General features: G+C 44.2%; 25 protein-coding genes. 5 read left to right on the top strand and 20 right to left on the bottom strand.

The annotated features are described in order from the left end of the window. Positions 1-120: 120 nt before the first annotated feature. The 3 genes from ACQKFO_RS08005 to ACQKFO_RS07995 all read right to left on the bottom strand — a co-directional run bounded on the left by ACQKFO_RS08005 (position 121) and on the right by ACQKFO_RS07995 (position 1,049). A complete protein-coding gene (locus ACQKFO_RS08005; RefSeq protein ID WP_262371836.1) occupies positions 121-243 on the bottom strand; it encodes a hypothetical protein in 123 nt (40 codons plus the stop codon). Further along, positions 237-470: a hypothetical protein gene (locus ACQKFO_RS08000; RefSeq protein WP_427597863.1), complete on the bottom strand. Its 234-nt coding sequence runs from the start codon at positions 468-470 to the stop codon at positions 237-239. The genes ACQKFO_RS08005 and ACQKFO_RS08000 overlap by 7 nt, the downstream gene beginning before the upstream one ends. A gap of 162 nt (positions 471-632) precedes the next feature. Continuing rightward, the gene (locus ACQKFO_RS07995) at positions 633-1,049 is read right to left on the bottom strand and encodes a GNAT family N-acetyltransferase (protein ID WP_427597862.1); all 417 of its coding nucleotides are present in this window, start codon (positions 1,047-1,049) and stop codon (positions 633-635) included. A 132-nt stretch (positions 1,050-1,181) separates the two neighbouring features. On the opposite strand from ACQKFO_RS07995, the gene ACQKFO_RS07990 reads away from it, so the two are divergent. Together ACQKFO_RS07990 and ACQKFO_RS07985 are read left to right on the top strand one after the other, a co-directional pair. Continuing rightward, positions 1,182-1,982 carry a VLRF1 family aeRF1-type release factor gene (locus tag ACQKFO_RS07990; protein WP_427597861.1) on the top strand — a complete coding sequence of 267 codons (801 nt, stop codon included), beginning with the start codon at positions 1,182-1,184 and terminating at the stop codon, positions 1,980-1,982. 172 nt (positions 1,983-2,154) lie between these two features. Further along, entirely contained in the window at positions 2,155-2,442 is a 288-nt protein-coding gene (locus tag ACQKFO_RS07985) for a hypothetical protein (protein WP_427597859.1), read from the top strand. 82 nt (positions 2,443-2,524) lie between these two features. On the opposite strand, the gene ACQKFO_RS07980 is transcribed toward ACQKFO_RS07985, so the two are convergent. Then, positions 2,525-4,486 (bottom strand): phospholipase D-like domain-containing protein, encoded by a 1,962-nt coding sequence (locus ACQKFO_RS07980; RefSeq protein ID WP_427597858.1) that lies wholly within the window; start codon positions 4,484-4,486, stop codon positions 2,525-2,527. 291 nt (positions 4,487-4,777) lie between these two features. Then, entirely contained in the window at positions 4,778-5,581 is an 804-nt protein-coding gene (locus tag ACQKFO_RS07975; protein WP_427597857.1) for an RDD family protein, read from the bottom strand. 104 nt (positions 5,582-5,685) lie between these two features. Here ACQKFO_RS07975 and ACQKFO_RS07970 point away from each other — a divergent pair, with 104 nt between their 5' ends. Then, on the top strand, positions 5,686-6,645 hold the full coding sequence (locus ACQKFO_RS07970) for a stage II sporulation protein M (protein WP_427597855.1): 960 nt from the start codon (positions 5,686-5,688) through the stop codon (positions 6,643-6,645). Here the strand turns inward: ACQKFO_RS07970 and ACQKFO_RS07965 are convergent. The 11 genes from ACQKFO_RS07965 to ACQKFO_RS07915 form a co-directional block, all read right to left on the bottom strand. Further along, positions 6,637-7,995, bottom strand: a complete 1,359-nt coding sequence (locus tag ACQKFO_RS07965; protein WP_427597853.1) for a DUF58 domain-containing protein — start codon at positions 7,993-7,995, stop codon at positions 6,637-6,639. The two genes, ACQKFO_RS07970 and ACQKFO_RS07965, sit on opposite strands and share 9 nt — an antisense overlap. Further along, positions 7,946-8,872 carry an AAA family ATPase gene (locus ACQKFO_RS07960; protein WP_427597852.1) on the bottom strand — a complete coding sequence of 309 codons (927 nt, stop codon included), beginning with the start codon at positions 8,870-8,872 and terminating at the stop codon, positions 7,946-7,948. Before ACQKFO_RS07960 ends, ACQKFO_RS07965 begins: the two co-directional genes overlap by 50 nt. Further along, the gene (locus ACQKFO_RS07955) at positions 8,869-9,999 is read right to left on the bottom strand and encodes a DUF4350 domain-containing protein (protein ID WP_427597850.1); all 1,131 of its coding nucleotides are present in this window, start codon (positions 9,997-9,999) and stop codon (positions 8,869-8,871) included. Before ACQKFO_RS07955 ends, ACQKFO_RS07960 begins: the two co-directional genes overlap by 4 nt. Positions 10,000-10,022: 23 nt before the next feature. Further along, complete coding sequence (locus ACQKFO_RS07950; protein ID WP_427597849.1) at positions 10,023-10,664, bottom strand: DUF4129 domain-containing protein; 642 nt, start codon at positions 10,662-10,664, stop codon at positions 10,023-10,025. 93 nt (positions 10,665-10,757) lie between these two features. After that, on the bottom strand, positions 10,758-11,687 hold the full coding sequence (locus ACQKFO_RS07945; protein ID WP_427597848.1) for a hypothetical protein: 930 nt from the start codon (positions 11,685-11,687) through the stop codon (positions 10,758-10,760). A gap of 254 nt (positions 11,688-11,941) precedes the next feature. Further along, a complete protein-coding gene (locus ACQKFO_RS07940; protein WP_113968787.1) occupies positions 11,942-12,574 on the bottom strand; it encodes a response regulator transcription factor in 633 nt (210 codons plus the stop codon). Further along, entirely contained in the window at positions 12,567-13,616 is a 1,050-nt protein-coding gene (locus tag ACQKFO_RS07935) for a sensor histidine kinase (protein WP_427597847.1), read from the bottom strand. Before ACQKFO_RS07935 ends, ACQKFO_RS07940 begins: the two co-directional genes overlap by 8 nt. Continuing rightward, the gene (gene liaF / locus ACQKFO_RS07930) at positions 13,613-14,344 is read right to left on the bottom strand and encodes a cell wall-active antibiotics response protein LiaF (protein ID WP_427597846.1); all 732 of its coding nucleotides are present in this window, start codon (positions 14,342-14,344) and stop codon (positions 13,613-13,615) included. The genes ACQKFO_RS07935 and liaF overlap by 4 nt, the downstream gene beginning before the upstream one ends. A gap of 158 nt (positions 14,345-14,502) precedes the next feature. Then, complete coding sequence (locus tag ACQKFO_RS07925; RefSeq protein ID WP_427597845.1) at positions 14,503-15,156, bottom strand: PspA/IM30 family protein; 654 nt, start codon at positions 15,154-15,156, stop codon at positions 14,503-14,505. A 15-nt stretch (positions 15,157-15,171) separates the two neighbouring features. Next, complete coding sequence (locus tag ACQKFO_RS07920) at positions 15,172-15,516, bottom strand: flagellar basal body rod protein (protein WP_427597844.1); 345 nt, start codon at positions 15,514-15,516, stop codon at positions 15,172-15,174. Positions 15,517-15,820: 304 nt separating this feature from the next. Continuing rightward, positions 15,821-17,608: a M3 family oligoendopeptidase gene (locus ACQKFO_RS07915; protein WP_427597843.1), complete on the bottom strand. Its 1,788-nt coding sequence runs from the start codon at positions 17,606-17,608 to the stop codon at positions 15,821-15,823. A 651-nt stretch (positions 17,609-18,259) separates the two neighbouring features. Here ACQKFO_RS07915 and ACQKFO_RS07910 point away from each other — a divergent pair. Together ACQKFO_RS07910 and ACQKFO_RS07905 are read left to right on the top strand one after the other, a co-directional pair. Then, on the top strand, positions 18,260-18,985 hold the full coding sequence (locus ACQKFO_RS07910) for a TspO/MBR family protein (RefSeq protein WP_427597842.1): 726 nt from the start codon (positions 18,260-18,262) through the stop codon (positions 18,983-18,985). Between the two features lie 82 nt (positions 18,986-19,067). Next, positions 19,068-19,202: a hypothetical protein gene (locus tag ACQKFO_RS07905; protein ID WP_427597841.1), complete on the top strand. Its 135-nt coding sequence runs from the start codon at positions 19,068-19,070 to the stop codon at positions 19,200-19,202. A gap of 25 nt (positions 19,203-19,227) precedes the next feature. Here ACQKFO_RS07905 and ACQKFO_RS07900 read toward each other — a convergent pair whose 3' ends face one another. The 4 genes from ACQKFO_RS07900 to ACQKFO_RS07885 form a co-directional block, all read right to left on the bottom strand. Next, entirely contained in the window at positions 19,228-21,114 is a 1,887-nt protein-coding gene (locus tag ACQKFO_RS07900) for a cation:proton antiporter (protein ID WP_427597840.1), read from the bottom strand. A 136-nt stretch (positions 21,115-21,250) separates the two neighbouring features. Next, the gene (locus tag ACQKFO_RS07895) at positions 21,251-22,567 is read right to left on the bottom strand and encodes an oligosaccharide flippase family protein (RefSeq protein WP_427597839.1); all 1,317 of its coding nucleotides are present in this window, start codon (positions 22,565-22,567) and stop codon (positions 21,251-21,253) included. A 138-nt stretch (positions 22,568-22,705) separates the two neighbouring features. Beyond that, positions 22,706-24,049: a glycoside hydrolase family 30 protein gene (locus ACQKFO_RS07890; RefSeq protein ID WP_427597838.1), complete on the bottom strand. Its 1,344-nt coding sequence runs from the start codon at positions 24,047-24,049 to the stop codon at positions 22,706-22,708. Beyond that, complete coding sequence (locus tag ACQKFO_RS07885; RefSeq protein WP_427597837.1) at positions 24,046-25,413, bottom strand: GH1 family beta-glucosidase; 1,368 nt, start codon at positions 25,411-25,413, stop codon at positions 24,046-24,048. Before ACQKFO_RS07885 ends, ACQKFO_RS07890 begins: the two co-directional genes overlap by 4 nt. Between the last annotated feature and the right edge of the window lie 15 nt (positions 25,414-25,428).

The raw sequence follows: 25,428 nt of genomic DNA, 5'->3' as shown, positions 1-25,428 counted from the left end.
CCTAAAGAAAAGCCTGCCCGCTTTAATCGTAAAAGCGGGCAGGCTTTTTCAATGGTTTCGCCCAACAAAAAAAGTCCTACTAAACAGTCAGGACTTTTCAAACCGATCTCAACAATATGATTAGGCAAGGATAAAGAAATTTGCTAAAGCTAGTAATAATAGAATAATGGCAACTCCAGAACTCATCCAAAGAATATCGTTAAAATCCATTTTCAAATCGGCTAATTTGTCCTTGTTTAGCAACGAACTTCACTCCCTTGAATATTTTCAATAAATCCGATGACTTTAAAAATTGAAAGGTCCAATTTAGGATCTGTAGATGTTGAACAATTAGAGCACTCGATTTGGTGGACATTCATCGTTGAACGGAATTCATTCTCACAATGTGTGCACTCCAGTATATGTAAATCCTTTTTCTTACCCTTACGATCAAACTGAATGCGCTCTCTACCCTGGTTAATATAGCTCACTTTATTCTCTCCCGTCGTGTGTTATTTAGTACATATTTACCCGATGGAAAGAACATAAAACATGATTTATCTGATTTCTTCAAGAAAATGGGCTTAATAGCACATAGGAGATTTCATAGATGATACGATTCACGTCAAGAAACAACCAGCCAAGGCTGGTTGCTACAATCGTTTCTCCATAAAATACTGACTCTGTCCCTTAGGAAAGTCTTTAAGGATCCCGAATTCCTTATAACCTAATTTTTTATAAAAATGAGGGGCCTGGAAGCTGAATGTATCTAATATAACGAGATGGCATCCCTTCTCCCTGGCATACTCTTCTATCCGGTGAATCAGTTTGGAGCCATAACCTCCATGCCGATAGTCATCTGCCACCCACAGAAAATCAATATGGAGATGCTGCCAGAACATTTCTCCGACCACTCCGCCAACGATTTCATCCTCATCGTTCCTCATAACAAAACTGATTTGCTCCAGGGGCGTCTTTGTCTCCTCATCTACTTGTGACATATTGTATTCGATTAATTTCTTTCGTATGTAATCGCTATCTTCCTGGACCCACTGCTTCTCAATATTCATTGGTTCTCCTCCCTTCCCTCCTATTTTTTCCTATTAAGGTCCTTTCGTCAATTCCCTTTTTTTACAAAATAATGTTTAAAAGGGGCCTCTACCGTTTATATGAAAAGTAAGCATTCTATAAGGAGGAGTTCCATGTCTTTCAAAAAAACACTGAGCGTATTGGAAAACTTGTACTTACAAAAACCTGATAAATTATTGACTGTATACTTGAATACGGACCGCAGCGACCACGATCAGCAGGGTGGTGAATGGAAGATTGCCCTCAAAAACGGATTCAACCGCCTGGAAGAATACCTGGAAAGTGCTCCCGAGGAAAAAGAAAGGCTTCAATCCATCCGCCCGAAAGTAGAAAACTATGTATATAGTTTAGAACGTGAACTGCCTAGAAGCTTTATCATCTTCGCTTCAGCCGATAGTGGCATTTGGGAGACATTCGAGCTTCAAATACCGGTTGAAACGAATTTTTATTGGGAGGAGAATCCTCACCTGGATCAATTGAAATCTTTGCATAAAGATTACCCTTACACGGGATTAGTGCTTCTTCAGCAAAATCAAATCAAAATCCTCACCTCCGCCTTTGGAGAGATTCAGTCCAGTGAATTTATGGAATTCGATTTAGAAACAGATGATTGGCGAAAGCATGAAGGTCCCCATCACTCGGACGTCAGCATGGGAAGCGGCGGTGGAAAGGCCAATCAGCAGGAAGAATTTGAAAATCGCCTCAAAGCGAATCAACAACGCTGGTGGAAAAGCCTCGGCAGCATCCTGGACAAAAAGGCCGCTGATGAGGAGTGGGAACGGATCCTACTCGTTGGTGATAAGGAAGAGGCCGCGGTGCTGGAAGACAGCATGAATAAAGAGGTTCATGAAACGATCGGCAAAAACCTGCTGAATGAAAATGAGCATAAGGTTGTGGAGAAGTTACTTGCTTAAAAATGCTTTAAAAGACCATTGTCTTGAGATGAGACGATGGTCTTTTTGTGATGGTTGTCTATCGCTAAATCCTCACACGACAACCACCACCACTCCCCCCTTAAAAACAATTCCTTCAAACAGGCACACGCCCCTCACATAGTCATACACTGAAATAAGGAGGTGTGTGTCCGTGCTTTCACGAATTAAATGGTTATCCTTTTCTATCGAATTGTTTTTGGCTGTTCCGATCTTTGGCAATATTGCTGGTGATGCTATTCCTTTTCTCCTTTGTTTAGTGGCTCTTTGGCATGTGAGCGTGTTGTACATTTCAAGGTCAGAAGATCAGCCAATCCTAGGAAGTGCCCTCGGTATCCTTGCTTCCTTCTTAAACTTTTTCCCGGTCATCCGATTGATTGCCCATGCAATCACTGCAATTGTACTTATTTTTGAAATCCAGAAGGCTCCTGGGATGGAGTGAGTTCCCCCCAAAAAGGATGATTCTCAGAAAAGAGAATCATCCTTTTTGTTCTGTTCCATACTCAAGGAATTTTTCATCCAACCTACTGTACAACCCCTCCAGCATTCACATATCTTGCATTGAACTCCTGAAGGAATTGATTCGTGATGGCATCATCATGGATGATGAGCATGTTTTCGTCATTCACATTATTACCGTTTTCACTCCAGTTCGTCGACCCTACAATAACGGTTGGATCGCTGCTGGTATCGGCATCGATGAGCATCGTTTTCGCATGAAGCTTGCGGCTTTCATTTGCCTTGTACACGGGTGCAGGGTTTGCCCAGCGCGTATTTGGATTGTTCGTACTCGTTTGCGTAGCCGTTCTTCCAGTCATTTCAATACTCGCTGACCACCATTGGTTCCAGAAGCTGGCATCATAAAGACCTTTCACGTCAAAGCCGGTCAACGTTCCCTGGATATCCATATAGCTTCCTTCCCACTTATTCTTCAATTCGTCCACAAGGGCCTGGTCGCTCCATGCGAAAATGGTGAAATACGCGTTTTCGTCTGCTTCTGCTTTTACAAGTTCTGTCATCCGTCCAACCGCGTCATCTCCTGAAGAGAAGTACACCTCTACCGTATCTCCTCCAATGGTCAACGTATGAGGGGTGTTATCTACTTTCCTTGTGCTAAAGTTCGATACTGAATTATTTGGAGTCGTTGATCCACTCCCCCACATTTCTTCAAATTCCGTTTTATAAATGGAGGCAAGTTCAGGAGAGTGAACCTCCACGACATGCTGCTGGTTGCCGTCAAGGATGCCCTGGTTCATGTTTTCCTCAGAACCATATAAGCCTGTTACGGTAAAATTCCAGCTTCCTGTGAAAACCCATTTCCCGTCAACTACAGCAAATTTATTATGCATTTGATTCCCTGGAGAATAGTAGCTGTCTGTCTCTTTCAATTCCCCTTCCACAAACATATGGCCTGAAGTCGCCGTGCTTCCAACCGACACGTTTCGCTGTGGGAAATCACTGTAGCTTGCAGGTAAATCGTACGCTGCCCGCTTCACGGCATCTTCCACTACAAACATAGGGGAGTCAGATAAAATATGAGCATCATCCGCTGATCCTACTACTCCATCCTGACCGCGGACAAGTTTCTCTAAGTATAATCTCATGGTTTCATATCGTTCTGCGTAATGGGGGTCCGATCCATCCTTGGCATCAGCCAGAATCCGGACGTCCACCCCTTGTGCCGCTTTGGCCATCAATGTATCGACCACTCGAGGCAGATTGATTTCATAAGTGGCAAAGTCAATGGACGTTGTCGCTTCATTCAATCGTTCAATGAGACGATCTTCAAGGTTCACGTTGTAGTTAGCTTCGTTACCCGGCATGGCATATTGAGTCGATGCACTTTTGTTAAAGTAGACGTTAATCGCACCAGGCGCCTCGCTTACATTGGTAAGTGATTCACTTCCACTTCCCGAAGGAACAGCTGAATTAGCCACTTTAGGGGTTCCAAATCCACCTTCATAGGAAGCCGTCGATGTACTCCAATTGCTCGGATCCGTTCCGCTGATAGATTGATTGTTTCGCTCCATCGAGGCTTTCGTGGTGTTGTCACCAGCGTACCAGCCGTTCACTTCATCGATTATCGAACCGGACTCATCCTTTAAATAAAGAACTTCATCCGAATTTCCAAGACTTCCTGTATAGACTTGGTCCGCTGAAACAGTTGAAATCGTGTCATCGCTTGTCCTTTCCAGTAAAAAATAACCCTGGGCCGGAACCGATCCGCTTAAGACTATGCTCGGTGATCCGTCCTGGGCTTCAAGGACCCACCCTTCCAATGAAAGATCAGATGTGGTGGTATTGTATAGTTCCATCCATTCATTGTTGTAAGAACCCGCCGTTCCCATCCAGGCCACTTCATTGATTACGGCAGACTGAGGTGCAGCTGCCACTCCTGTGTCCATACTTTCTTGAGGCTGAATGAAACCTCCAGTCAGTAATAACAGAATACTTATAATGGATAATGAAATACTTTTCGTCCTCATACCCTTTTCCCCCTTCAGTTTAAAAACAAATATATATAAATGATTACAGTACAAGTATATTTTGTCGCATTTTGTAATGTAATGGGAAAATGGGCATTACTTTTCTTATTATTTTGTAAATTATGTGTATTGATTGTAAACCTCTATCACAATTATCCTACTGTATTTACTTAATTTTCTATGTAATCAACAAGATTGCTTTAATAGCACGAGGAATCTTCATTAGGTATAAAGCCCTTGCCATCTGACAAATAAAAAAACAGCAAAGCCCTCACCAGACTTTGCTGATTCCTACAATTCAAATTCCCATTCTTCCCTTAATGCCAGGTATAAAAGGAGAAGGGTATCCTCAATCTCCTCATACGTTTTATCCTGCACGTCTAATCCCAGTTTAGGATAGAGGATAAAGGCAAGCTTCTTGGTTAATTGGTTTCGTTCTGAAAGGGGGAGCTGAACGAATCGGTTGCTGTACGTTTTGACCAGCTGCCATTCTTTCGCACCGAGCCGCTTTAATTCCCACGCTTCCACCGTTATATCCTCTTTCCTCAAGCCACGGCGGCGGATTTCCTTCTCTATGGCTTTTTCTTTTCGTTTTCCTTTGACGCGTCGCTCATGAACAACGATGGTTCCGGCAACGAGATCCCCCACCCTCTTATGCTTAGAATGAAGGAAGATCATGACCATACCAATGAAATAGGAGACGGGAAGCATGTCAATGATTCTTAATAGATTTCGAATGAAGCAGGATAGGAGAGTGACGCTGTGTCCGTTTTCCTGCATCACCCGGATCCCCAGCAATCGCTTTCCGATCGTCTTTCCACCCCAGAAGTATTCTAAAGCAAAGAAATATCCCCAGTTGAGAAAAAAGATGGCGATGATGGCGATCCCCCATAGTGTCGAGTTGATTTCCATCATACTAAATAGGCCATCATTCCCCGACGTCGCAAAAAACAGGAGCACAACGATCAGGATGTTTACGATTGTTAACAACAGCTGGTCGATCATAAGGGCTGCTGCCCGGCTGCCTAAGCCTGCAGGTTGGAATTGCAGGGAAACATATTCCGGGGTTCTGATATCGACTTGTTCTTCATGCAATACAATCCCCTCCTTATGGATGAATTTACCTTTAATGGTTTCTATTTTTTTCTAAACTTACTATAATAAGAGATAAGAAATCAAAAGAACAAGTAGGTGTCACAATGAACGTGAAGCAATTTGTCAAACAGCACCGGGAGGACTGGAAGCAGTTAGAAGATCTCCTTGGAACCCTTCGCAAGAGGAAGAACTCCACGGGCCCGGCCATTGATCAATTCAACCGTCTTTATCAAAAGGCTGCCCAGAATCTTTCCTACAGCCAGACTTACTTTCCCGGCGAAGAAGTAACCGGTTATTTGAACGGTCTCGTATCAAAGTCTCACAATCTATTATATAAAGACCAAATCTCAAGTGGAAAACAAATTAGACATTTTTTCTCCACGACGTTTATTGGATTACTGCTTGAACAGTGGAAGTTCGTTGTCACGGCGATGATATTATTTACAATCGGTGCACTCGGTGCCTTCATTTCTGTCGTAAATGATCCTCTTCACCTATATTCCATTCTACCAGCTGAGATGTCTCAAGGTGTGGATCCTTCTAATCTCGGGAAAAGTGACGGACAAGTGGATTCTTCCCTTATGTCGGCTGCCATCATGACCAATAACATCAAAGTCGCCTTCCTTGCCTTTGCCGGCGGTGTGACATTTGGCTTGTTGACGGTCTATATGCTTGTGTACAACGGTATCATAGTAGGGGCCCTGGCCGCTGTCTTCTGGCACCAGGGAATGAGCTATGAATTCTGGGCTTACATCGTCCCCCACGGCATGATCGAGCTTACAGCCATCTTTATTGCAGGCGGAGCGGGACTCTTGATGGGCTATAAGCTCTTTGTACCTGGACGTTTTACACGAGGCTATCAATTAAAGCAGCAAGCGAAACGATCCGTCCAGCTGCTCCTCGGGACGGTACCCCTGTTTGTGATCGCCGGGATCATCGAAGGCTTCATTACGCCTGCTGCCATACCGCTACTCGCAAAATATATGGTTGCCTTTATAACGGTTATCGGTCTGATTCTCTATATGACGATCGGAAAGCTTCGGCTAAATGCGAGCTTACAGTAACCCCCGGTTCATCATATCAATATAGTAAGAAACAGCGGTTGCCGCCAGTTTCTCTTCACGGGCCTCCACCATCAGGAGGCCCTGTTTTTCCCACTTTGCCTTTTCCCTTTTCTTCACGAGCATCTGTTTTTGAGCCATGCTCTTCATCATTGCCTGCTCTGAATCGGCAGGCTCTGCCTTGATCCGTTTGACCAACGTTTCATCTTCTATCCCGATCGTTAAAAAGAGATGTTGCCTCCGCAGGCGCTGTAAGTAAAACAGGGCACTGTCTTCATGAAGAAAAGTGTGTACGTCACTGAATAATAAGAGCAGACTCCGCTTCTTCTGAACCGTTTGAACATAATGGAGGACGCCGGCATAATTAGATTCGGCTGCGTCCACTTCCAAATGATATATACGATGAAGAATCGTTTGCAGATGCGCCATCCCTTTTGCCGGAGGGATATATACCTTTACATCTTTACTGAAAGCAAGGACCGATACATAATCCCCGTTTTGAAGGGCCGCTGCCGTCACGGTCAGGGCCGCCTCCAGGGATTTCTCCAACCGGTTTCCTTTTTTCAGTTCCGCTCCCATCATTCTTCCGCAATCAATTAGGATCGTAATGTACTTACCATGCTCAGGTTCATATTCATTGGTCATCACTTCCCTGAGCTTTGCGGTTTGACGCCAGTTGATCTTTCTGGGATCATCCCCAAGCACATAATTTCTAATCTTGGAGAATTCCCCGGCACCACTTTGCTGCTTACGGATTTTCACCCCTTCATATAGTAGGAATTGCTGAGCACTTTCCAACACTTTTTTCGTTTCGGTAAGATCCGGAATGACTTTCACCACATCATGGAGCTCCATTGTTTTTTGTTTTTCCCATAAACCGAGGGAGCTTCGATAGCGAAGATACAGCTTCGTCAGGTTATAGTCCCCCCTTACCGGCGTCACCACATCATAGGCAAGGGTCCCTGCTGAATCCTGTTCAAGCTTCCCTTCTAAGGGAAAAGTTGTTTGAAAGCTTTGCGGGGTACCATCCAGGATCCGAAACTCCATGCCACGGGAAGATCTGTTTATGATTTCCAGTTCGACGACATAATCCAGACCCCTTTCCATTTGATCCGGAATATGGCGCTTGACGTCTATTTCCTTTTTGGATGGCGACAGAGTCAGATCAATGAGACTCATGACCAGAAACAAGCCGTTCAATATAAAAATGAGCGTCCATGACAGTCCAATAAACGTTCCTGCAAGAAGGATGACGGAAAATAGGAGATACGAGATCAACAACTTTCGCGTCGGCAATATCCCCTTATCTTGGAACAGGAATCGACCCAACAAGCTCTTGGATGACTTGGTCAATGGTCACTCCCTCCAATTCTACGTGCGGGGATAGCTGGATGCGGTGTCTGAGGGCAGGTCTTGCCACAATCTTGATATCATCAGGTGTGACATAGTCACGTCCTGACAGATAAGCCCATGCCCGTCCCGCTTTTCCAATCGAAATCGCCGCCCTTGTACTTGCCCCGAAGCGGATCGATTCCGTTTCACGGGTTTTTCTCACAATCTGCATAATATAATCCAACACAGCATCACTAAGTGTGACATCACCGATTTCTCTTCTGATAGAAAGGAAGGTTTCCATGTCGAGAACGGCCCCTACACTTTCCGCATAATGATTCTCGATCACTTGTTTCAATACATTTTTCTCTTCTTCAAAGGAAGGAAAATCGATATCCAGCTTAAACAGGAAGCGGTCCTGCTGGGCCTCAGGCAAGGGATAGGTTCCCTCGAATTCAATCGGATTCTGGGTAGCTACCACGAAAAACACCTCTTCAAGAGGATACGTTGCCCCTTGGATCGTCACCTGCTTTTCCTCCATGGCTTCGAGCAGGGCCGCCTGGGTTTTCGCCGGAGTACGGTTGATTTCATCGGCCAATAGTACATTGGTGAAAATCGGCCCTTTGATCGTCTGGAAGCTGCTATCCTTCATATTGTAAATCGTACTACCTGTGATATCACTCGGTAACAGATCCGGTGTGAATTGAATCCGGTTGAAGCTTCCCCCGAGCAACTGGGAAAGGGTCTTGACCATCTGTGTCTTCCCTGTCCCCGGGACTCCCTCTATCAATACATGCCCTCCTGCCAGAATCGAAGACAACAAGAGTTTAAGATTCGTACTTTGACCTACAATTCGCTCTTCATATTTCTCCATTAAGGATGTGATTTCTGGTTTCAACGATCCTCCACCTCTTTCCTGAATAGTTCTATTTTTTTCGACCATTGTACGAATTCTTGTTTACTGATGTGTTCTTTCTCTAATACAGCCCTTATCCCAGATAAAACCGAATCGATTTCTTTTTTAGAAACGGTCGTAAATCTCCGTTCTAAAGGTTCATTCAATTCCGACCATTCCTTACTCGTCGGAATCCCCCAACGTTCCTGGAACAGAACTCTGACATAATCAGCTTGAATCACTAAAGATTCTTTGTATTGGCGCCCTTTTAAGTACCAGGCTGAAAGCGCCTTGATTCGTTCATCACTGAATCGGACCGTCTCTTCCCTCGGTGTGAGAGTACCACCAAAACGTTTCCCCCGCATCCAGAGCCAAAGGACGGTGAGGATCAGCAATTGAAGGATGAAAAGCAACAGCCACTGGGGATAGAGACTGGTAAGGCTTGCCTCACTCTCTCCCCCGTGAAGGTATTCATCGACCAGGATCGTTTTCCGTTCCGCTCCACCGCTTTCTAATAGAGTGAGAACCAGCTGAAGATGATCACTATCAAGAATATTCCCGTTCATCACCCATCCCGGTGAAGTAGATACAATCAATTGACCCTTTCCTATAGGAGAGCTATAGGCAATCGTTCCCTCCCGATCATCCAATAGAACGGTATCTTCATCCGACGTTTCTAACCTTACGCCTGATAGAAGATCTGTTTGATATGTATTCCCTTTTTGATCACGTATAAGAGGATTATCGAGCCCTTCCCCTATTAAGACCGTCTTCGTGTCAAACATCCCTTTTGGATTATCCTTTAAAAGAAGAATCGTATTCCCTGCTTTCATGAAATTCTCGTAAGCTTCCATTTCTTCTTGCTCAGGGATTGAGAATGGTTCTATCATAATCAGTAATCGATCAGATTCAGCCACCGGCAGCCTATCAGGTGAAAAAGACCAGCGTTGTATAGAAGCACCTTCGTTTTCCAAATAGGTATAAAGGGCTTTTATTCCAGAAGGAGAGGGAGACTCGGAAACATAGGCCGGATACTCCTTAGGTTTTTCAGGAGAAAGAAATACACCGATGATGATAAATAAGCTTAAAAGTGTGGCGAGCCAGACCCACGCCTTTTTATTTGTTTTCAATGCTCGATTCTACCTCCTTTCTCTTATCCGTAAGGCTGTGAATCCGTTTCATGTTCCAACCAGCTTAGAGCTTCCTGTTTATAGGGAAGATACTCTTCTTCCTCCACTTCCCGCTCACCATAAGCCACCTCATCAAACAGAAGGGCCAGCCTGTAGAAGCGCTCTGCCCAATCCCGATTCACTTTACGCAGTTCATCATAATACTCCCAATTTGTTTTCCAGACCTTTGCTTCGAGATAGTCTCTTTCATGAAAGTATAAAAGAAGGGCCAGGAACATATGGCGGGTTGCTTTCGAATAATCTTCAAGCCCCTCTTGTTTATAAGCTTCTTCTAAATGTCTATCATAGGACCACTCCATCTCATTCATGGATTGGAGTGGTTTATTCGAACGGAATTTCCGTTTTCGGACTCCGTTTCGAATGGCGAAGAATGCTACGACGAGGAGAATGGCCACGCCAATGACAATCAACGTGATCAGGATGCCCGATGCCGCCCCGCCTGTCGGTTCAAGAGAAGGGAACAGTTTTTGCAGCTGTTCTGAAAGCCATTCCTTTGCCTTCTCCCACCAACCGGCGAGCAGTCCCTGAGATTCATCGTGATAGGCCTTATATTCCTCCCCATCCAGGATTTCTTCTAATTGATCCTTTGCTCTATTCTCATTCATCACTTTCTTCACCTAGCTTTCAGATCAAAAGCCCGGAAGCATGATGCCTCCGTAGCCAGACTGGATACTTCATTCTTTCACAGAAGCATGATTCTATTGAATAGTGTTATAATCATCGATCATTTCATTTAGATCATCTGCATCATGTCTCGTTTTAAGATCAAGGAACATAACCCCGAAACCAACGGCGAACAGCATCGACGTAAATAAAGTCACAACGTTTACAATCATGCCGTACAGGACACTATTCCCTAACACCAACCCAAACGTTAATTCGAAGGCTGAACTTACGATTCCTATAATCAAGCCGAAGACAATGAATAATAAAAGAAGGATCCATCCACGCTTCTTCGTCAGCCTCCAGCTCCTGCCGAGACCAGGTGCATCATTTTCTATGGCTGCCGCTCCAAAATAAAAGCTCCAACGAGTTAAGATGTAAGCTACTGCAACCGCGAATGCAAGCAACAGGACAACTCCGGCGACCACAATCCCGACGCCCGGCTCCAAAAGTGCAGCACCGAATACCCCGGCAAAACCGATCGTGAAGATCGGAACAAATACGATACCGAATACAATCACTCCAAATAGGAGACTACTTCCGATAATCGGCCAAAAACGGGAGAATGCTTCCTTTATCACAAGCTTCACCGTAAATTCTTCATTTTTTCTCATATGATTAAGGGCAAATAAAATCGCCGCTTGAGCGATTGGAGCCAGAATGATACTGATAAGTCCAATGAGACCTGTACCAAGCTCTGCTGCCAGATTTACTTCTGGACCCCCTTCGTCCGTAAATTCACCTGAAAAGCTGTTGACAATCCCATCGAACCAGGTTTCCCCGGTACCGACAGTCCTAAAGAAGCTAACCCCTGCTGCCAGTTCAATGAGTGCCTGCAGTAAATAAACAGGCCCTAACAGAATAAGGAAAATAAGAAAAAAGTCTTTAAAGCGGTTCTTGCTCAATCGAAATGTGTGGTCCAGTATTTCACCGAACCCTTTAGGCTTACTAAATTTTGCGTTCACGTCATATCCCCCTACCGATTATTTTTCAATATTTGACAATATATCGCTTATTCTACCATTATTCCTCCTTGCGTTGATGAAAGATTTGTATTTTTTTCGCTCTTGTTACCAAAATGGCACCACTCCTTATCTGATGTATATTTCACGCTTGGATTCTCATGCTTGCCATTTTGGGAAGGAGATCCGTTTGCTTTCTTCTTTTTATACGAAAAAGTGACCCAAAAAGTTTTCTTTTTGGGTCACTTTCTCTTCATTTATTTAGCTAAGTCATGTTTAAAAGCATAAATCACAGCCTGGGTCCTGTCCTGGACTCCGAGCTTGGAGAGGATATTGCTTACGTGTGTTTTCACTGTTTTCAGGGCAATGAATAATTCATCGGCAATTTCCTGGTTCGTTTTCCCTTGTGTCATCAGGAGAAGGATTTCCAGTTCGCGGTTGGTGAGCTCTTCATGGGGATGAGAAACGGTCTTTTGTCTCATGCGCGTCATCATTTTCCCCGTGACTTCAGGTTCGAGAATCGATTGGCCGTTGTACGTCTTACGTACCGCTTCGGCAATCTCACTTGCTTTCGACGTTTTCAGCATATAACTGACCGCGCCTGCTTCCAGGGCCGGGTACACCTTATCATCATCCAGGAAGCTGGTGACGATGATGATCTTTGCGTCCGGCCACTCTTGAATGATCTCCTTTGTTGCCTGGATGCCATCCATTTCTTTCATCACAAGATCCATAAGAATAATATCCGGCCGCAGCTCGAGGGCAAGCTGAACGCCTTCTTTCCCATCCGACGCTTCCCCGACGACATCAATATCCGCCTGAGCCGATAGATAAGAAGAAACCCCGATCCTTACCATTTCATGATCATCTACAAATACCACTTTAATCATTTTTTTCACCTTCATTCTCCACAACGGGAACCTTCACTTCCAAGCGTGTCCCCTTATTCGGTACACTGATGATTTTAAACGTACCACCGATTTCAATGGCCCGCTCCCTCATATTCTGAAGCCCATAGGAGCTTGTCACCTTTGATTCGTTCACATCAAAGCCCTGACCATCATCCACTACCCGTAAAATGATAATGGATTCTCTTTTGATCAATCGAATATCCAAGGAAGTCGCCTTCGCATGTCTCAGGGTGTTTGAAACCGACTCCTGCAGAATCCTGAAGAGATGATCTTCGATTCCTTTATCAAGACTCATGTCTTCTATTTTCCACTCGATATCAAGGGGTACCTTCTGAGCCAATTCGACCAGCAGCTCCTTCATTCCTTCTTGAAGATTTTTTCCTTTCAACGCAACGGGGCGAAGATGAAGGAGGAGAGCCCTCATTTCAAGCTGAGACTGATGAATCATCTGCTCCACCATACTAAGTTGCTTTTCTTCATGAGGCGTTCGTCCAGGTGAGGCTGTTTCCGTGATGGCTGACATCAGCATGGATGCTGCAAATAGCTGCTGACTGACCGAGTCGTGTAATTCCCTTGCCAAACGGTTCCGCTCCTGGGAAACGATTTCCTGGATCCTCTTTTCCTGCTCCTCCGCCTTTTCATTGGCAAGCTTCTGGGAATATCGCGCTTGATCCGTGAGATGCTTCCCTAACGCATCAACCTTTTTCCAAACCTGCTGCACTTCTGAGGTTGCCGTTTCCGGAAAATTGATCGAGCGGCCCTGCTCCACATTCATCAGGGCATCTTCAATCTCCCTTAACTGCCGTTTATCCTTCAATCCTGTCCGGATGCCGAACACGATTCCGATAAGGATGCTTACAACGAGGATAAACCCTGCTCCCGGTATATCCATAATCTCCACTTCCCATAAAAGGGACCAATCCTCCAAGGGATACAAATAAAAATATGACAGCGATAAAAACATCACCATCCCAAGGGAAAAGAGAATGCCTGCAACAATCTGCTTACTGACTGAGCTCATATTCTCTTCACCTCTAAATCCCCGATCCACATCGAGGTGACAATCTTCACCCGCTGGACAGCCGTATCATATCCCGGAGTTTGATAATAAAGGGACTGATTGATCGCTTTCGGCTCCACTTGTTCAAAAATCTCAATCGAGCCGGCAAGTACCGAGTGATGAACACTCACTTCCACATCATACGGAATCAATATTTCAATATTGCCTAAAATGTTTCGAATCGAAACGACGGACGTGCCTTTAGGGAGCACCGTATTTCCAATATCGATGACCGAGTCTCCGATCACACCCTGAATGTTGATATCATTCCATTCATATACGTCTTCCGGAGTCCGTTTCGGCCCGAACCATTCGTTTTGAAGAGCGGACTTTTTCATGAGGAGTGGTTCACTTGTGTGGGTGAACGTTTCCTTAATCGTCGGAGTGATGTATTTAGGATGTTTCTTCGAATCAGCAAAACGGACGATGATAAATAGAAGGATGGCAAACAATAAAAACTTAAACGCTACTGTATTAAAGATATTGATCGCTAAGCTGATGATCCCAAACCACAGCAGGATCTTTCCAAGAGTACTCGGAAGCTTCTTTCTTCCAATATAGATACAGAAGGCCGCAATCGAGAGAAAGACGAGAACCCCCCCATCGTAGAATGATACTTCCAACAGTATTAAAAGGGTTCCGATTAAGATGATCCAGCTGATCCCGTCTGAGCGTAAACGATTGAACAAGGGGGTTCCTCCTTTCTGGTTATGTATTTTGATCATATTTTCTGATTCAGTGCATAAAACCATATCCGGATTTTATATGATGATAAAACGGGGTGAACCCATTCGGGCTCCCCCTTTTTATCGTTACTATTCGTTTTCATAGATTAGAATACCATGTTTTATGAAGGAATGGCTTCCGTTTCCTCTTTTTTCACTTCTTTTTCTAATTTAGCGATCTTTGCGTCAATCGTATTTCGATAATAAGAGGAGTTCACTCCATGCTCTAAATGATCTAAGTATGTTTCAATTTCATCGAATTTAGAGAACGCCTGGTTGTTATAACCGGAAGACGATTCAAGCACAGAATTCACCTTGTTATGGGCACGGGCAATATTCTCTCTTCCCATCAGCTCCATCCGCTTGATGTACATATCCTTCAGCTTGTGCTTCATCTCTTCATATTTTCTCTCCAGCTCTTCAAGCTCTTTCGTTGCTTTCAACTTCGAATCCTGGATGCGCACGGCGCGTTCTTCATAGTATTTTTGTTCCTGGAGGGCAAATTCATACAGACCTTCTTCATTTGCCTTCGATGCAACCTCAGCCTGGTATTTTCGTTTGTCGGCTAAAGCAGAAGCCTGCTGATACTCTTTTTGGAATTCTTCTTTTAATAGATATTGTCTTTCAACAAGCTTACTTACTTTTTCTACTTCCTGCTCACACTGTCTTAAATAATGATTCAACACGGCTATTGGATTTTTCTTTTCCTTTTTATCTAATGCTTCGTGCAGGTCGGACATGACTGTATTTTTAATTCGTTGAAATAAGTTTGCCATATTGTATTCTCTCCTTTAGTTTTTTAATTGTGACCATTCTCTTTCAAAATTAGTGAATGGATCCGATGATTTTTCTTCTATAATGACTTCTTCTGTTTTCCAGTTCTTATAGATCACATACAGAACGTATAGAGCTACCAACCCGATGATCGCCGGGAAGTTGGATATCGAAGCACTGAATGCCGCAAGACCGATCAGTGCCCATAAGATCTTCTTCATTGTTGAGTCTGTTTTCACAAACCCTTTAAAGCTGTAATACATGATCACTAAAGAGATGGCGAGCCCCACGATTGGTCCTAAATTCGCAAGCAGGACAATGGCTGCAATCCCTCCTGCTAAAAGCAATCCAAATTTCTTCATATGTTATTGCCTCCTTTCTTCTTCATGTCTCTATCCTATCTATTTTCCGGGTTTCCCATAACGAGCCTGAGCTTTATTTTCGTATCAGACTTGAGGCTTAGGGGTGGTAGGACTTGTCGTTTATTGGGATTTTGGAGGCTACGAAGTTTGTCGTTTTTCGTAGAACGGTCGATATGTTGAAAATACGGTTGATATATTTTTTAACGGTCGATTAATTTGTATAACGGTTGATAAACGGTCGATAAAGTCGTTCCACTCAAAAAAAACAAGGTCCGTCCCCAAAATGGAACGGACCCTGCCAACTTTATTCTGTTAACTCAAGAAATTCTTCCACATCCGCTATGCATAGCTTGATGCCTTTTTCCCAGAAGGCTTCTTTGGTGATGTCTTCACCGAGGTGCTTCATCGCCAGCTCTTCGACATTCATGACCGCGGTGTCACGGAGTAACGCCATGTATTTATCTTCATAGCTTTCATCCGACTCGAGGGCTTTAGCGTAAATGCTCAGTGAGAACAAGTATCCAAAGGTGTATGGGAAGTTATAGAACGGCACTCCTGTAATATAGAAATGGAGCTTCGATGCCCAGAAGCGCGGATGAACCTCTCCAATGGAGTCTGAGAATGCTTCCTTCTGAGCGTCCACCATCAGTTCGTTGAGTTTATCAGCAGATACAATCCCCTTCTTACGTTCTTCATAGAATCGTGTCTCGAATAAGAAGCGGGCATGGATATTCATGAAGAACGCAACACTCCTCTGCAGTTTATCTTCCACCAGGGCAATCTTTTCGGACTTTGTCTCCGCTTCTTTTACGGCAGCATCCGCGACGATCATTTCAGCAAAGGTGGATGCGGTTTCTGCCACATTCATGGCGTAGTTACGATTCAATGTGTGCATCGGTTTTAATGCATAGGAATGAAACGCATGCCCCAGCTCGTGTGCAAGGGTGGAGACATTCGACATAGTCCCTGAATACGTCATGAAGATACGGGATTGATCACTTAACGGGAAGGATGTGCAGAATCCACCCGGACGTTTTCCGGATCGGTCCTCCGCTTCTATCCACTGGTTCTCAAATGCTTTTTCAGCAAACTGGGCCATCTCTTCCCCGAACCGGGCGAACTGCTTCAGAATGAATTTTGCCCCATCGTCATATGACATGGTGCTCGTCGACTCTGCCACTGGTGCGTCAAGGTCGTACCAATCGAGTCGGTCTTTCCCGATCAATTTCGCTTTTCTTTCCAGGTACTGAACGAAAGGCTGCTTATGCTTTGAAATAGCTCCCCACATGGCATCCAGCGTTTCTTGCTTCATACGATTATATTCCAGTGGCTCCTTCATCAATTCGTCCCAGCCACGCTTCTTATAGACATTCAAGCGAAAGCCGCCCAGGTGATTAAGGGTGCGTGCAAAGAGTTCCTCATTTTGTTCCCAGGCTTTCTCTAACTCTTCAAAAACCTCTTTACGCGTATTGGCATCTGGACTTGAGAGCAGGTTATTTGCCTGACCGACCGATAGCTTTTTTCCATCGTGTTCAATTTCCATGGCCCCCACGATCGTGTCATACATCTGTCCCCAGCCGTGATAGCCATCGACGGCCAACGCCTGGATCAGTGACTCTTCTGTGCTGGACAGCTTATCTTTCGCTTTTTGTCGCCACTCGTTCAGGACAAACGTAATCTCACTCAGCTGATCATGCTGAAGCAATTCACTCCAGATTTCCTCTTTGCAATCTGAAAGCTGCTGCTGAAACTTTGTAAAAGTAGAAGAAAAGTCGGCACTCTGGCTTGTCACTTCAGCGCGGAGAGAATCTGCTTTTCGGTCATGCATATTTTGAGCTTCTAGACAGCTCACGAAGGCACCTGCCTGACGCAAATACAGCATCACTTCCTTTGCTTCTTCAATCAGGTTCCACACCAGGTCAGCATCGTTAGCCGATTGAGGCGGGTGGAATGCCAGTGCATTCTCTGCAAAGTCATTTTTCTTTTTCTCTAATGTATCGAGATGCTTTCTGAATTCCGTTGATTCACTTCCTCCTTGGAAAAAAACATCTAAATCCCAAACATCCGAATATGTATGATTTGTACGGTCCATAATGTCCCCCTAATAGATTTTCTCATTGTCCCTATCCTATTTCTAATTCTCGATAAATCCCTTAAATCCTTCCTGATCTTTCACTAAGGTTCTTTTGGTGACGTTTGGTGCTATTTTACAGAAGAAAGTAATAGTTGATTTCCGCTACAGGATGCTCGCTTTCCGCGGGGCTGGCGGTGAGCCTCCTCGGCTACGCCTCCGGGGTCTCACCTGTCCAGCTATTCCCGCAGGAGTCGATCATCCTTCCACTCCAATCAACTTTCTAAGCATGTATCCTTAATAGAAATCAATAAAAACAATAAGAATTTTGTTTTCTAGTTAATTGTTTTTGGACAACTTGTAGCACTGTCACGAAAATTCTTGCGAAGATGGTGAGGGAAACTGCGTAGACTCCTGCGGAAGTACGGACGTGCCGAGACCCCGGAAGCGAAGCTGAGGAGGCTCGGCCGAACGTCCGCGGAAAGCGAAGCAGTTCCCCTCACCATCCAGCACACACTAATTGACAGAGCCTTGCAGAGCTTATTTAAAAAGACAACAACATTTGAGAAAAGAGCGTTCATTAATCCTTTTTGCCTAACTCTCTTCATTTGGTTTTTAATCTGATAAGAGTGGAATAGTATATAACACCACTACTTACAGGGGGTACACTCAATGAAACTGATCTTGAATATTTTAGCATTCTCTTTAGTGATTTTGATGAATACGCTGGCTGTCACTTTGCCTCTGAATAATCAATCAACGGGGGAAATCAGTGATAGGCTTGATATCATGATTACTCCGGCTGGTTATGTCTTTTCGATCTGGAGCCTGATTTATCTGCTGCTCGCGATTTGGATCATCCGCCAGTTCCCTAAAGACAGAAGAAACCTTCCCCTATATCAGGAAACAAGCGGACTATTCATCCTGAGCTGCTTATTGAATTCAGCATGGATATTCGTTTGGCACTACAATTACTTTCTCATTTCGGTATTTATCATGATTGGACTTCTTTCAACTCTTATTGCCCTTTATAGACGGGTGAAGAGTACAGGTCCGTCCCTCCTGGATATAGCCCCTTTTTCTATATATTTAGGCTGGATCTCGGTTGCCACGATTGTGAACATTACGTACTACTTGACGGACATCGGCTGGAACGGATTCGGCATTTCTGAATTGGTGTGGGCTTATCTTGGGCTGATTGTCGCTACGGTACTCGCGTTCTGGTTCCGCATCGGAAAGCATGACATGCTGTATCCGCTTGTGTTTGTCTGGGCTTTTGTCGGTATCGGAGTAAAGAACATGGCAGAACACTCAACCTATTCCTATACCGCCTTTGCACTCGCCATTATCATCCTCATCTTTGACCTGGTGTATAAGAGAACACGACAAGCAAAGTAAACGAAGGTCCGTCCCTCAGGTCTTCTATTTTTGTATAGGATGCCTTCCGATGACTTACATTAAGTGATAGGGGGTGTGTTGTATGAACCAGCAGAAGAGAAACGTCACTCGTTCCGGAACGGATATTGATGAGGTTAAACGACTCAATCAGCATTCAGGGCTGACGTATAATCAAGTGAAACAGTTACTGGGGGAACAATATAACGGAAAGAAGTAAAATTCCGCAAAAAGAAAGCGTCGACTTAGTCGGCGCTTTCTTGATTCGTTTCATTTTGAGCTTTTATGATTTCTTTTTCACGTTGAACCGTCAGTTTCTCCTGAATCTTATTCTTTTCCTTACAGGGCTGAGTAAGACTGACAATCACATCTCCCTGTTCAATCTTAGGTGAAGCACCTTCCGTAAAGAACTCGATTCTGCCTGCAGGTTTAAGGGCAAACATTAATAATGTGTTCTCATCCCGCTCCTGCAGATAAGATTCAAAGGTGTACTTTTCAGTAATATTCGTTTTTCTGAATACGTCTCCACGTTCGACACGTTTGTTCAGCTCTTCCCACGTCACATGGTTTTGGAATAAGATCCGTCCGCCAATCGTATGGACCATGTCTTCAAGATCATCGTCCCGCTGGCTGCGCAAACTCAGTTGGAATAGGTTATTACGGCCGATTTCAGGAACAAATGTCGTACAGACGAGAGCGTTGTAAGAATCAAGCTCTGTAGCCGCAATCATGTATTCATACGGCGTCATATCCAGATAGTATTCCGTTTGTTCGGATAAGATTTCACCACGGTAGAACGGGATTCCAGCTTTTCTGACCGAAAACAATCTCTGCCAGGATGAATCCGAAATTAAGACCGGAATCTTCAGGTCTTGAAGGGTCTTGGCAAATTCCGTACTGAATTTACTTCCTCCCACAATCATAACTCCCGGCCTTTCATCAATGGCAAGATCCAATTTTTTCGCAAGCCATTTAATGGAGAAGCCATGTGCACATACTGTAGAGAATACCAGAGCAAAAGTCAGGGACGTCAGTATGGCTGCATCCTCAAAGCCTTTCTCCAATAGAACTGAAGCAAAATAACTTGAGACCGTAAGTGCGACAATTCCCCTGGGGGCAATCCACCCAACAAGCAATTTCTCCTTATTAGAGAGGTCCGTCCCTATTGTGGACAACCAAATAGATAATGGTCGGACAATGAAGAGCATAAGCAGGACGAATGCGACGATGTTCCAGTTAAAGATTCGTAAAAGCGTGTCTACCGTTAATGATGCCGTCAGCATGACAAAAATGGTAGATATGAGCAGAACCGAAATGTTTTCTTTAAAGTGGCGCATATCGTCAATGGATGAGATATGCATATTCGCAAGGGTCATCCCCATCGCTGTAACGGCTAACAGTCCCGTTTCATGTGTGATCTGATCTGAAACTGTGAAGCAGGCAAGAACCAAGGCAAAAACAACAGGTGATTTCAAGAACTCCGGTACATGTCCATTTTCAAAAATGAATCCTGTGAATTTCCCCAGTGCCCATCCAAAGACCACGGCAAATAGGGAAGCCGCAAAGAACAGTAATAAGGTTAAACCTGTTACGTCATCGCTTATTAAAAAGTTGATGATTTCAAAAGCGAATACAGCGAGAAGTGCACCGAATGGATCGACAACTATTCCTTCCCATTTCAGGATAGCTGCCGGTCTTGGTTTAAGCTTTGCCTGTCTAAGTAGCGGCAGTATAACAGTTGGACCGGTGACGATGAATAACCCACCAATCACAAAGGAAACAGCCCAGGACAAACCGGCTACATAGTGAGCACCAAGTGAACCTAATATCCAAGCGAGTAAAGCTCCAAAGGTCACAATTCTAAATAAAGGCTTGCCTAATCCCCTTACCTCTCGAAAATTAAGATTTAAGCTCCCTTCAAAAAGGATGATGGCAACCGCCATTGATATAATGGGTTTGAATACTTCCCCAAAATCGTCCTTTGGATTGATGAGACCAAATATAGGTCCCACCAGCAGTCCGACAATCGACATGACGACGATGGCAGGAAGCCTGAATCTCCAGGCAATCCATTGGGAAGCGATCCCGAGTACTCCGACTAACATGATGTTGAATAAAATAGAATCGATCATAGCTTTCTCCTTTGAAGGTTATGAAATCAGGCCATCATAACAGTAGATATTATGTACGTGTTACCAGGATATAAGATTTGTCCCTCTTTGTGCAAAACAAAGAGGTTCAAAAGGGCACATTGTGTTTTTGTATAGTTTACAGTTTAATTCCAGGTTTTAACCAAAGAGTCGTTTCCAATTCTCTACATATTGTAAAGTAATGAAGCATGGTGATCAGAACGGCTCCCGCATTCATTCCAAGAATGACTCCTTCCATTCCAAAACGGGATCCGAGCAAGTATATCAGTGAAAAAGAAAATACACTCGACCATATGGTATGAAGGAGAGCATCCTTCACCAATCCCAGTCCGATTAAAAAGGCTTGGAGTGGAAACACCAGGAAATGAAAAAGAAAATACGGCCAGAGCAGCTTCAAATAATAGGCCGATGCCACAGAATGAAAGAACGTTTCTGTAATATAGTCCCCAAGCAAATAGTATATGAATACTGCAGGAATACCATATCCTAATGTAATCCACATTACCTGCTTAAGATGGGTCAGGATTCCATCAAAGTCCTTTGATGACACTTTTTCCGACACAGTCGGAATTAACACGATTAACATGGAAAAAGCAATAAATGACGGGAAGAAGCCGATTGTAAGGGCAATTCCAGCCAGCATCCCGAAATGCTCGTTCGCCTCAAGAGCCCCCATGCCTGAAAGAACTAACGCCCATTTTATCAAAAATGGTTGAACCGCATGGGTCAGAGCGTGAAAAATCCGCAGCACCGTCGTCGGAATAGATACAGATAATACCGACTTTCTCATTTCAATTGTTGATAATGTAGAATGGCTCTTCTTTCTATTACCCCTAATCTCGAGTACGTAAGCATGAATTAAATAAACAAAGACCACCACCTCACTGGCAATCAGCGTCCCAAGGGCTATGAAGATTGACGTATTGATACCAAAAGATAGAAAATTATAGATTGAAACCAGTAAAAATAGCTGAATTCCTCTACGCAGAAAATTAGCAACTGCAATTTTGCCCATCTGCTGGATCCCCATAAAATAGCCTCTCGTGATCGAAGTGAACGCCACAATGGGAATGACAATCAAAATGAGCCAGCGAATCCCTGGGTGGTATCCTTCGAATAAAGGAGTCCAGGCATATATGAGGACCATGAGAATTAAGAGAATGCACGTCGTGATGACCGCAAATCGAAAAGCATAATGAAGCATGCCCCGATGATACTTTTCTTCCCGTTCGGCAAAGAACTTGGAAAGACTGATCGGCAGCTCCATGCTTGATAAAATCACAATCAGAAACACAGTCGGCAGAATCGACATATACGAGCCAAGCCCAGCCTCTCCAAGCTCCCGTGCCAAAATCATATTGATCACAAACTCCAAACACTCACCTAAAAAAGCCGTCACCACCAGCACCAATGTACCTCTTAAAAACAAACTCATATGTTTGTACCCTGCCTTTGTTTTAGATGGTCTATTCTATGATGGTTGTCCGGGGAATATGTGAAGGGGGGCGTGACGGAAATGGAGTTGGTGCTTGATTAACAAAAAGCAGCCCTCCCCAGGGCTGCTTTCAATCTTCTATTGAATAATGAATGTAGCTATAGAATGGGAAGGGAGCTTAGAAGTCATCGATCCCTCAGCACAGGATATTGAAATTTCTTCATTCCCGCGATTCGCATTCATAGCAACCAACACGATTTCCCCATCTGGATTTTCAAAGGACGTAGCCAATATGGAGTCATTGGAAACTTGACATCCAATACGTCTTGCACCAGGCTTGATATATTTACTAAAATGTCCAATATAATAATAAGAGCTATTATAGTGAACCTCGTCCGTTTGAGTATCTACGATCACCGGCGCATCACAATAATTCCCTACATGATTGGGCCCGCCTTCTTCATTCAATACTAAATTCCAATCGATCCAGGCTTCAAGATAATTGTTCAAGTCACCGATGATATTCCTGCCGTAACGCTCACCTGTAACCCATGAACCTACTTGGACCCCGCCTTCCATGCACCCTTCTGTAAAGATCAAATGCTTGTCAGGAAAAGCATGATATACTTTAGAAAGATTTTCAAACTCCTCTGAAACATACCAGTGCAAACCAGTTCCCCATACGTACTTAGCTGCTTCAGGATCCGATAATACGGCATGGGCACGCTCATATATCACATCACGATTATGGTCCCATATGATGACCTTCACATCATCATGCCCATTTTTCGTCAGGGACGGACCTAGATGATTTTTGATGAAGTCACGTTCTTCCGCTCCTGAATACAGACAGGAATCCCATACCTGCTTTGCTTCCGGTTCATTTTGGATTGTGATGCCCCAGATCCGGATCCCCTCTTCTTCCATCGCCTCTATATACTTAGAATAATAATCAGCCCAAACAGATTCATACTCTGATAAAAGCTTCCCGCCATTGTTCATTTCGCCGTTCGTCTTCATCCATGAAGGCGGACTCCATGGGGATGCCATAAGTGAAAGCTCTCTCCCTGCCACTTCCATCGCTTCTTGAATAAGAGGAATCACGAGCTTCTTCTCACGTTCGATGGAAAAGCTTTCTAACGACGTGTCTCCATCCTCCACATACGTATAGTTCCCTAATGAAAAATCACAGCTATTGATATGTGTTCTGCCTAAACGATAGCCCAAACCTTTTTCCGGATCGAAATACCGGTGAATGACTGCTTCCCGCTTTTCCGGGCTGATGAGTGACAGGCTGTATGCTGCTGCTTCGGTGAACGCGCCTCCAAATCCTATCATTTCTTGATATTTCCGCTCCGGATCAAGCTCGATATGAGTAGCGGATGGAGCTTGATCAGAAGAAAAGGAAACCGGTTCTTTTTCAGAGAACCGATCTCCAGTTTCTTTGGCTGTCAAAATCACCTTTACTTGCTTTGCATTCATTGTGCAATTTCCTCAGCATTTGTGTGAAGACCATGCTTTCCTTTATGATCACGGATGATTTCAGCGTATCGGAAGGCGCTGTCTTTCCAAATTCTCTCTTGTGTATCAAAATCCACATAAAGAATTCCGAAGCGCTTATCATATCCGAAGCTCCACTCGAAGTTATCCATCAGTGACCATAGATAATATCCTTGAATGTTCATGCCTTCATCATTAAGGTCAGAAACGGCTTGAAGATGCAGATTCAAGTAGTCGACACGTTCCTTATCATGCACTCGTCCATTTTCCAACACATCGTCATACGCCGCTCCGTTTTCAGTGATATAGATTGGCAGATCCGTATAAACTTGTCTCAGGCGGCGGATGAGATCTTTAAATTCATTCGGGGCGATATCCCAGCCCATCCCTGTTTTCTCATAATCGGAGTACGCTCCTTTATGCATGAAGTCATGGGACGCACTGAACTCGACGATTCCACGACTGTAATAGTTGATCCCGAAGAAATCACATTCCGTTGAAATCAGTTCCATATCCCCTTCTTTAATGAAGTCATAAGTATGAACATATTTCGAGAATAAGTTCATCATGTCTTTAGGATATTCCCCCTTGAATACCGGATCCAGGAACCAGCGATTGGAATACCCGTCTGCATTGTTCGCAGCAAGGGCATCGTTTACTGAATCTGTATTTGGATAGACCGGTGACAGGTTCAGCGTGATTCCAATATCCGTCTCGGACTTGAATTCCTTCTTCAGCAGTTCCACCGCTTTCCCGTGGGACAACAGCATGTGGTGAACAGCTCTCACCGCTTCATCCATATTGGTATGACCCGGAGCATGTACCCCTTGATGGTAACCAAGGAACCCTGCGCACCAAGGCTCGTTATGGGTGATCCAAGAATCAACGACCGCATCAAGTTCTGTGAAGCATGCTCTCGCATATTCCAAGAACCATTGTACCGATTCACGATTGACCCATCCGCCTTCTTCATGCGCCCACATTGGAAGATCCCAATGGTACAAGGTCACAGCAGGTTTGATCCCTTCTTCTTGAAGTCTTCTCGCAAGCTTCTTATAAAAATTCATCCCTTCCTGATTGTACTTACCCTTTTCTGGAAAGATGCGCGGCCAGGCAATGGAGAATCGGTACGTATCCACTCCAAGGCGTTTAATATGCTGGATATCCTCTTCGAATCGATGATAGTGATCACATGCGACATCACCGTTATGCTGCTTATACACTCTTCCTGGAATGTCACAGAACATATCCCAAATGGACGGAGTTCTTCCCCCTTCCTGGTGTGCTCCTTCAATTTGATACGATGATGTGGCGGTTCCAAAGGTAAATGTTTTCTCAAAATGCATATGTCATTCTCTCCT

Origin of the sequence: Rossellomorea sp. NPDC071047 (genome assembly GCF_050270195.1) — a bacterium.
Taxonomy (GTDB): domain Bacteria; phylum Bacillota; class Bacilli; order Bacillales; family Bacillaceae_B; genus Rossellomorea.
The sequence above is the reverse complement of the archived record's forward strand: the minus strand, read 5'-3'. Positions and strand labels throughout refer to the sequence as shown.

Coding starts and splice junctions, on each gene's coding strand:
- ACQKFO_RS07995 (WP_427597862.1), bottom strand. CDS start 1,049: ATGAATATTGAGAAGCAGTGGGTCCAGGAAGATAGCGATTACATACGA.
- ACQKFO_RS07990 (WP_427597861.1), top strand. CDS start 1,182: ATGTCTTTCAAAAAAACACTGAGCGTATTGGAAAACTTGTACTTACAA.
- ACQKFO_RS07980 (WP_427597858.1), bottom strand. CDS start 4,486: ATGAGGACGAAAAGTATTTCATTATCCATTATAAGTATTCTGTTATTA.
- ACQKFO_RS07970 (WP_427597855.1), top strand. CDS start 5,686: ATGAACGTGAAGCAATTTGTCAAACAGCACCGGGAGGACTGGAAGCAG.
- ACQKFO_RS07950 (WP_427597849.1), bottom strand. CDS start 10,664: ATGAATGAGAATAGAGCAAAGGATCAATTAGAAGAAATCCTGGATGGG.
- ACQKFO_RS07940 (WP_113968787.1), bottom strand. CDS start 12,574: ATGATTAAAGTGGTATTTGTAGATGATCATGAAATGGTAAGGATCGGG.
- ACQKFO_RS07935 (WP_427597847.1), bottom strand. CDS start 13,616: ATGAGCTCAGTCAGTAAGCAGATTGTTGCAGGCATTCTCTTTTCCCTT.
- ACQKFO_RS07925 (WP_427597845.1), bottom strand. CDS start 15,156: ATGGCAAACTTATTTCAACGAATTAAAAATACAGTCATGTCCGACCTG.
- ACQKFO_RS07920 (WP_427597844.1), bottom strand. CDS start 15,516: ATGAAGAAATTTGGATTGCTTTTAGCAGGAGGGATTGCAGCCATTGTC.
- ACQKFO_RS07915 (WP_427597843.1), bottom strand. CDS start 17,608: ATGGACCGTACAAATCATACATATTCGGATGTTTGGGATTTAGATGTT.
- ACQKFO_RS07910 (WP_427597842.1), top strand. CDS start 18,260: ATGAAACTGATCTTGAATATTTTAGCATTCTCTTTAGTGATTTTGATG.
- ACQKFO_RS07905 (WP_427597841.1), top strand. CDS start 19,068: ATGAACCAGCAGAAGAGAAACGTCACTCGTTCCGGAACGGATATTGAT.
- ACQKFO_RS07900 (WP_427597840.1), bottom strand. CDS start 21,114: ATGATCGATTCTATTTTATTCAACATCATGTTAGTCGGAGTACTCGGG.
- ACQKFO_RS07895 (WP_427597839.1), bottom strand. CDS start 22,567: ATGAGTTTGTTTTTAAGAGGTACATTGGTGCTGGTGGTGACGGCTTTT.
- ACQKFO_RS07890 (WP_427597838.1), bottom strand. CDS start 24,049: ATGAATGCAAAGCAAGTAAAGGTGATTTTGACAGCCAAAGAAACTGGA.
- ACQKFO_RS07885 (WP_427597837.1), bottom strand. CDS start 25,413: ATGCATTTTGAGAAAACATTTACCTTTGGAACCGCCACATCATCGTAT.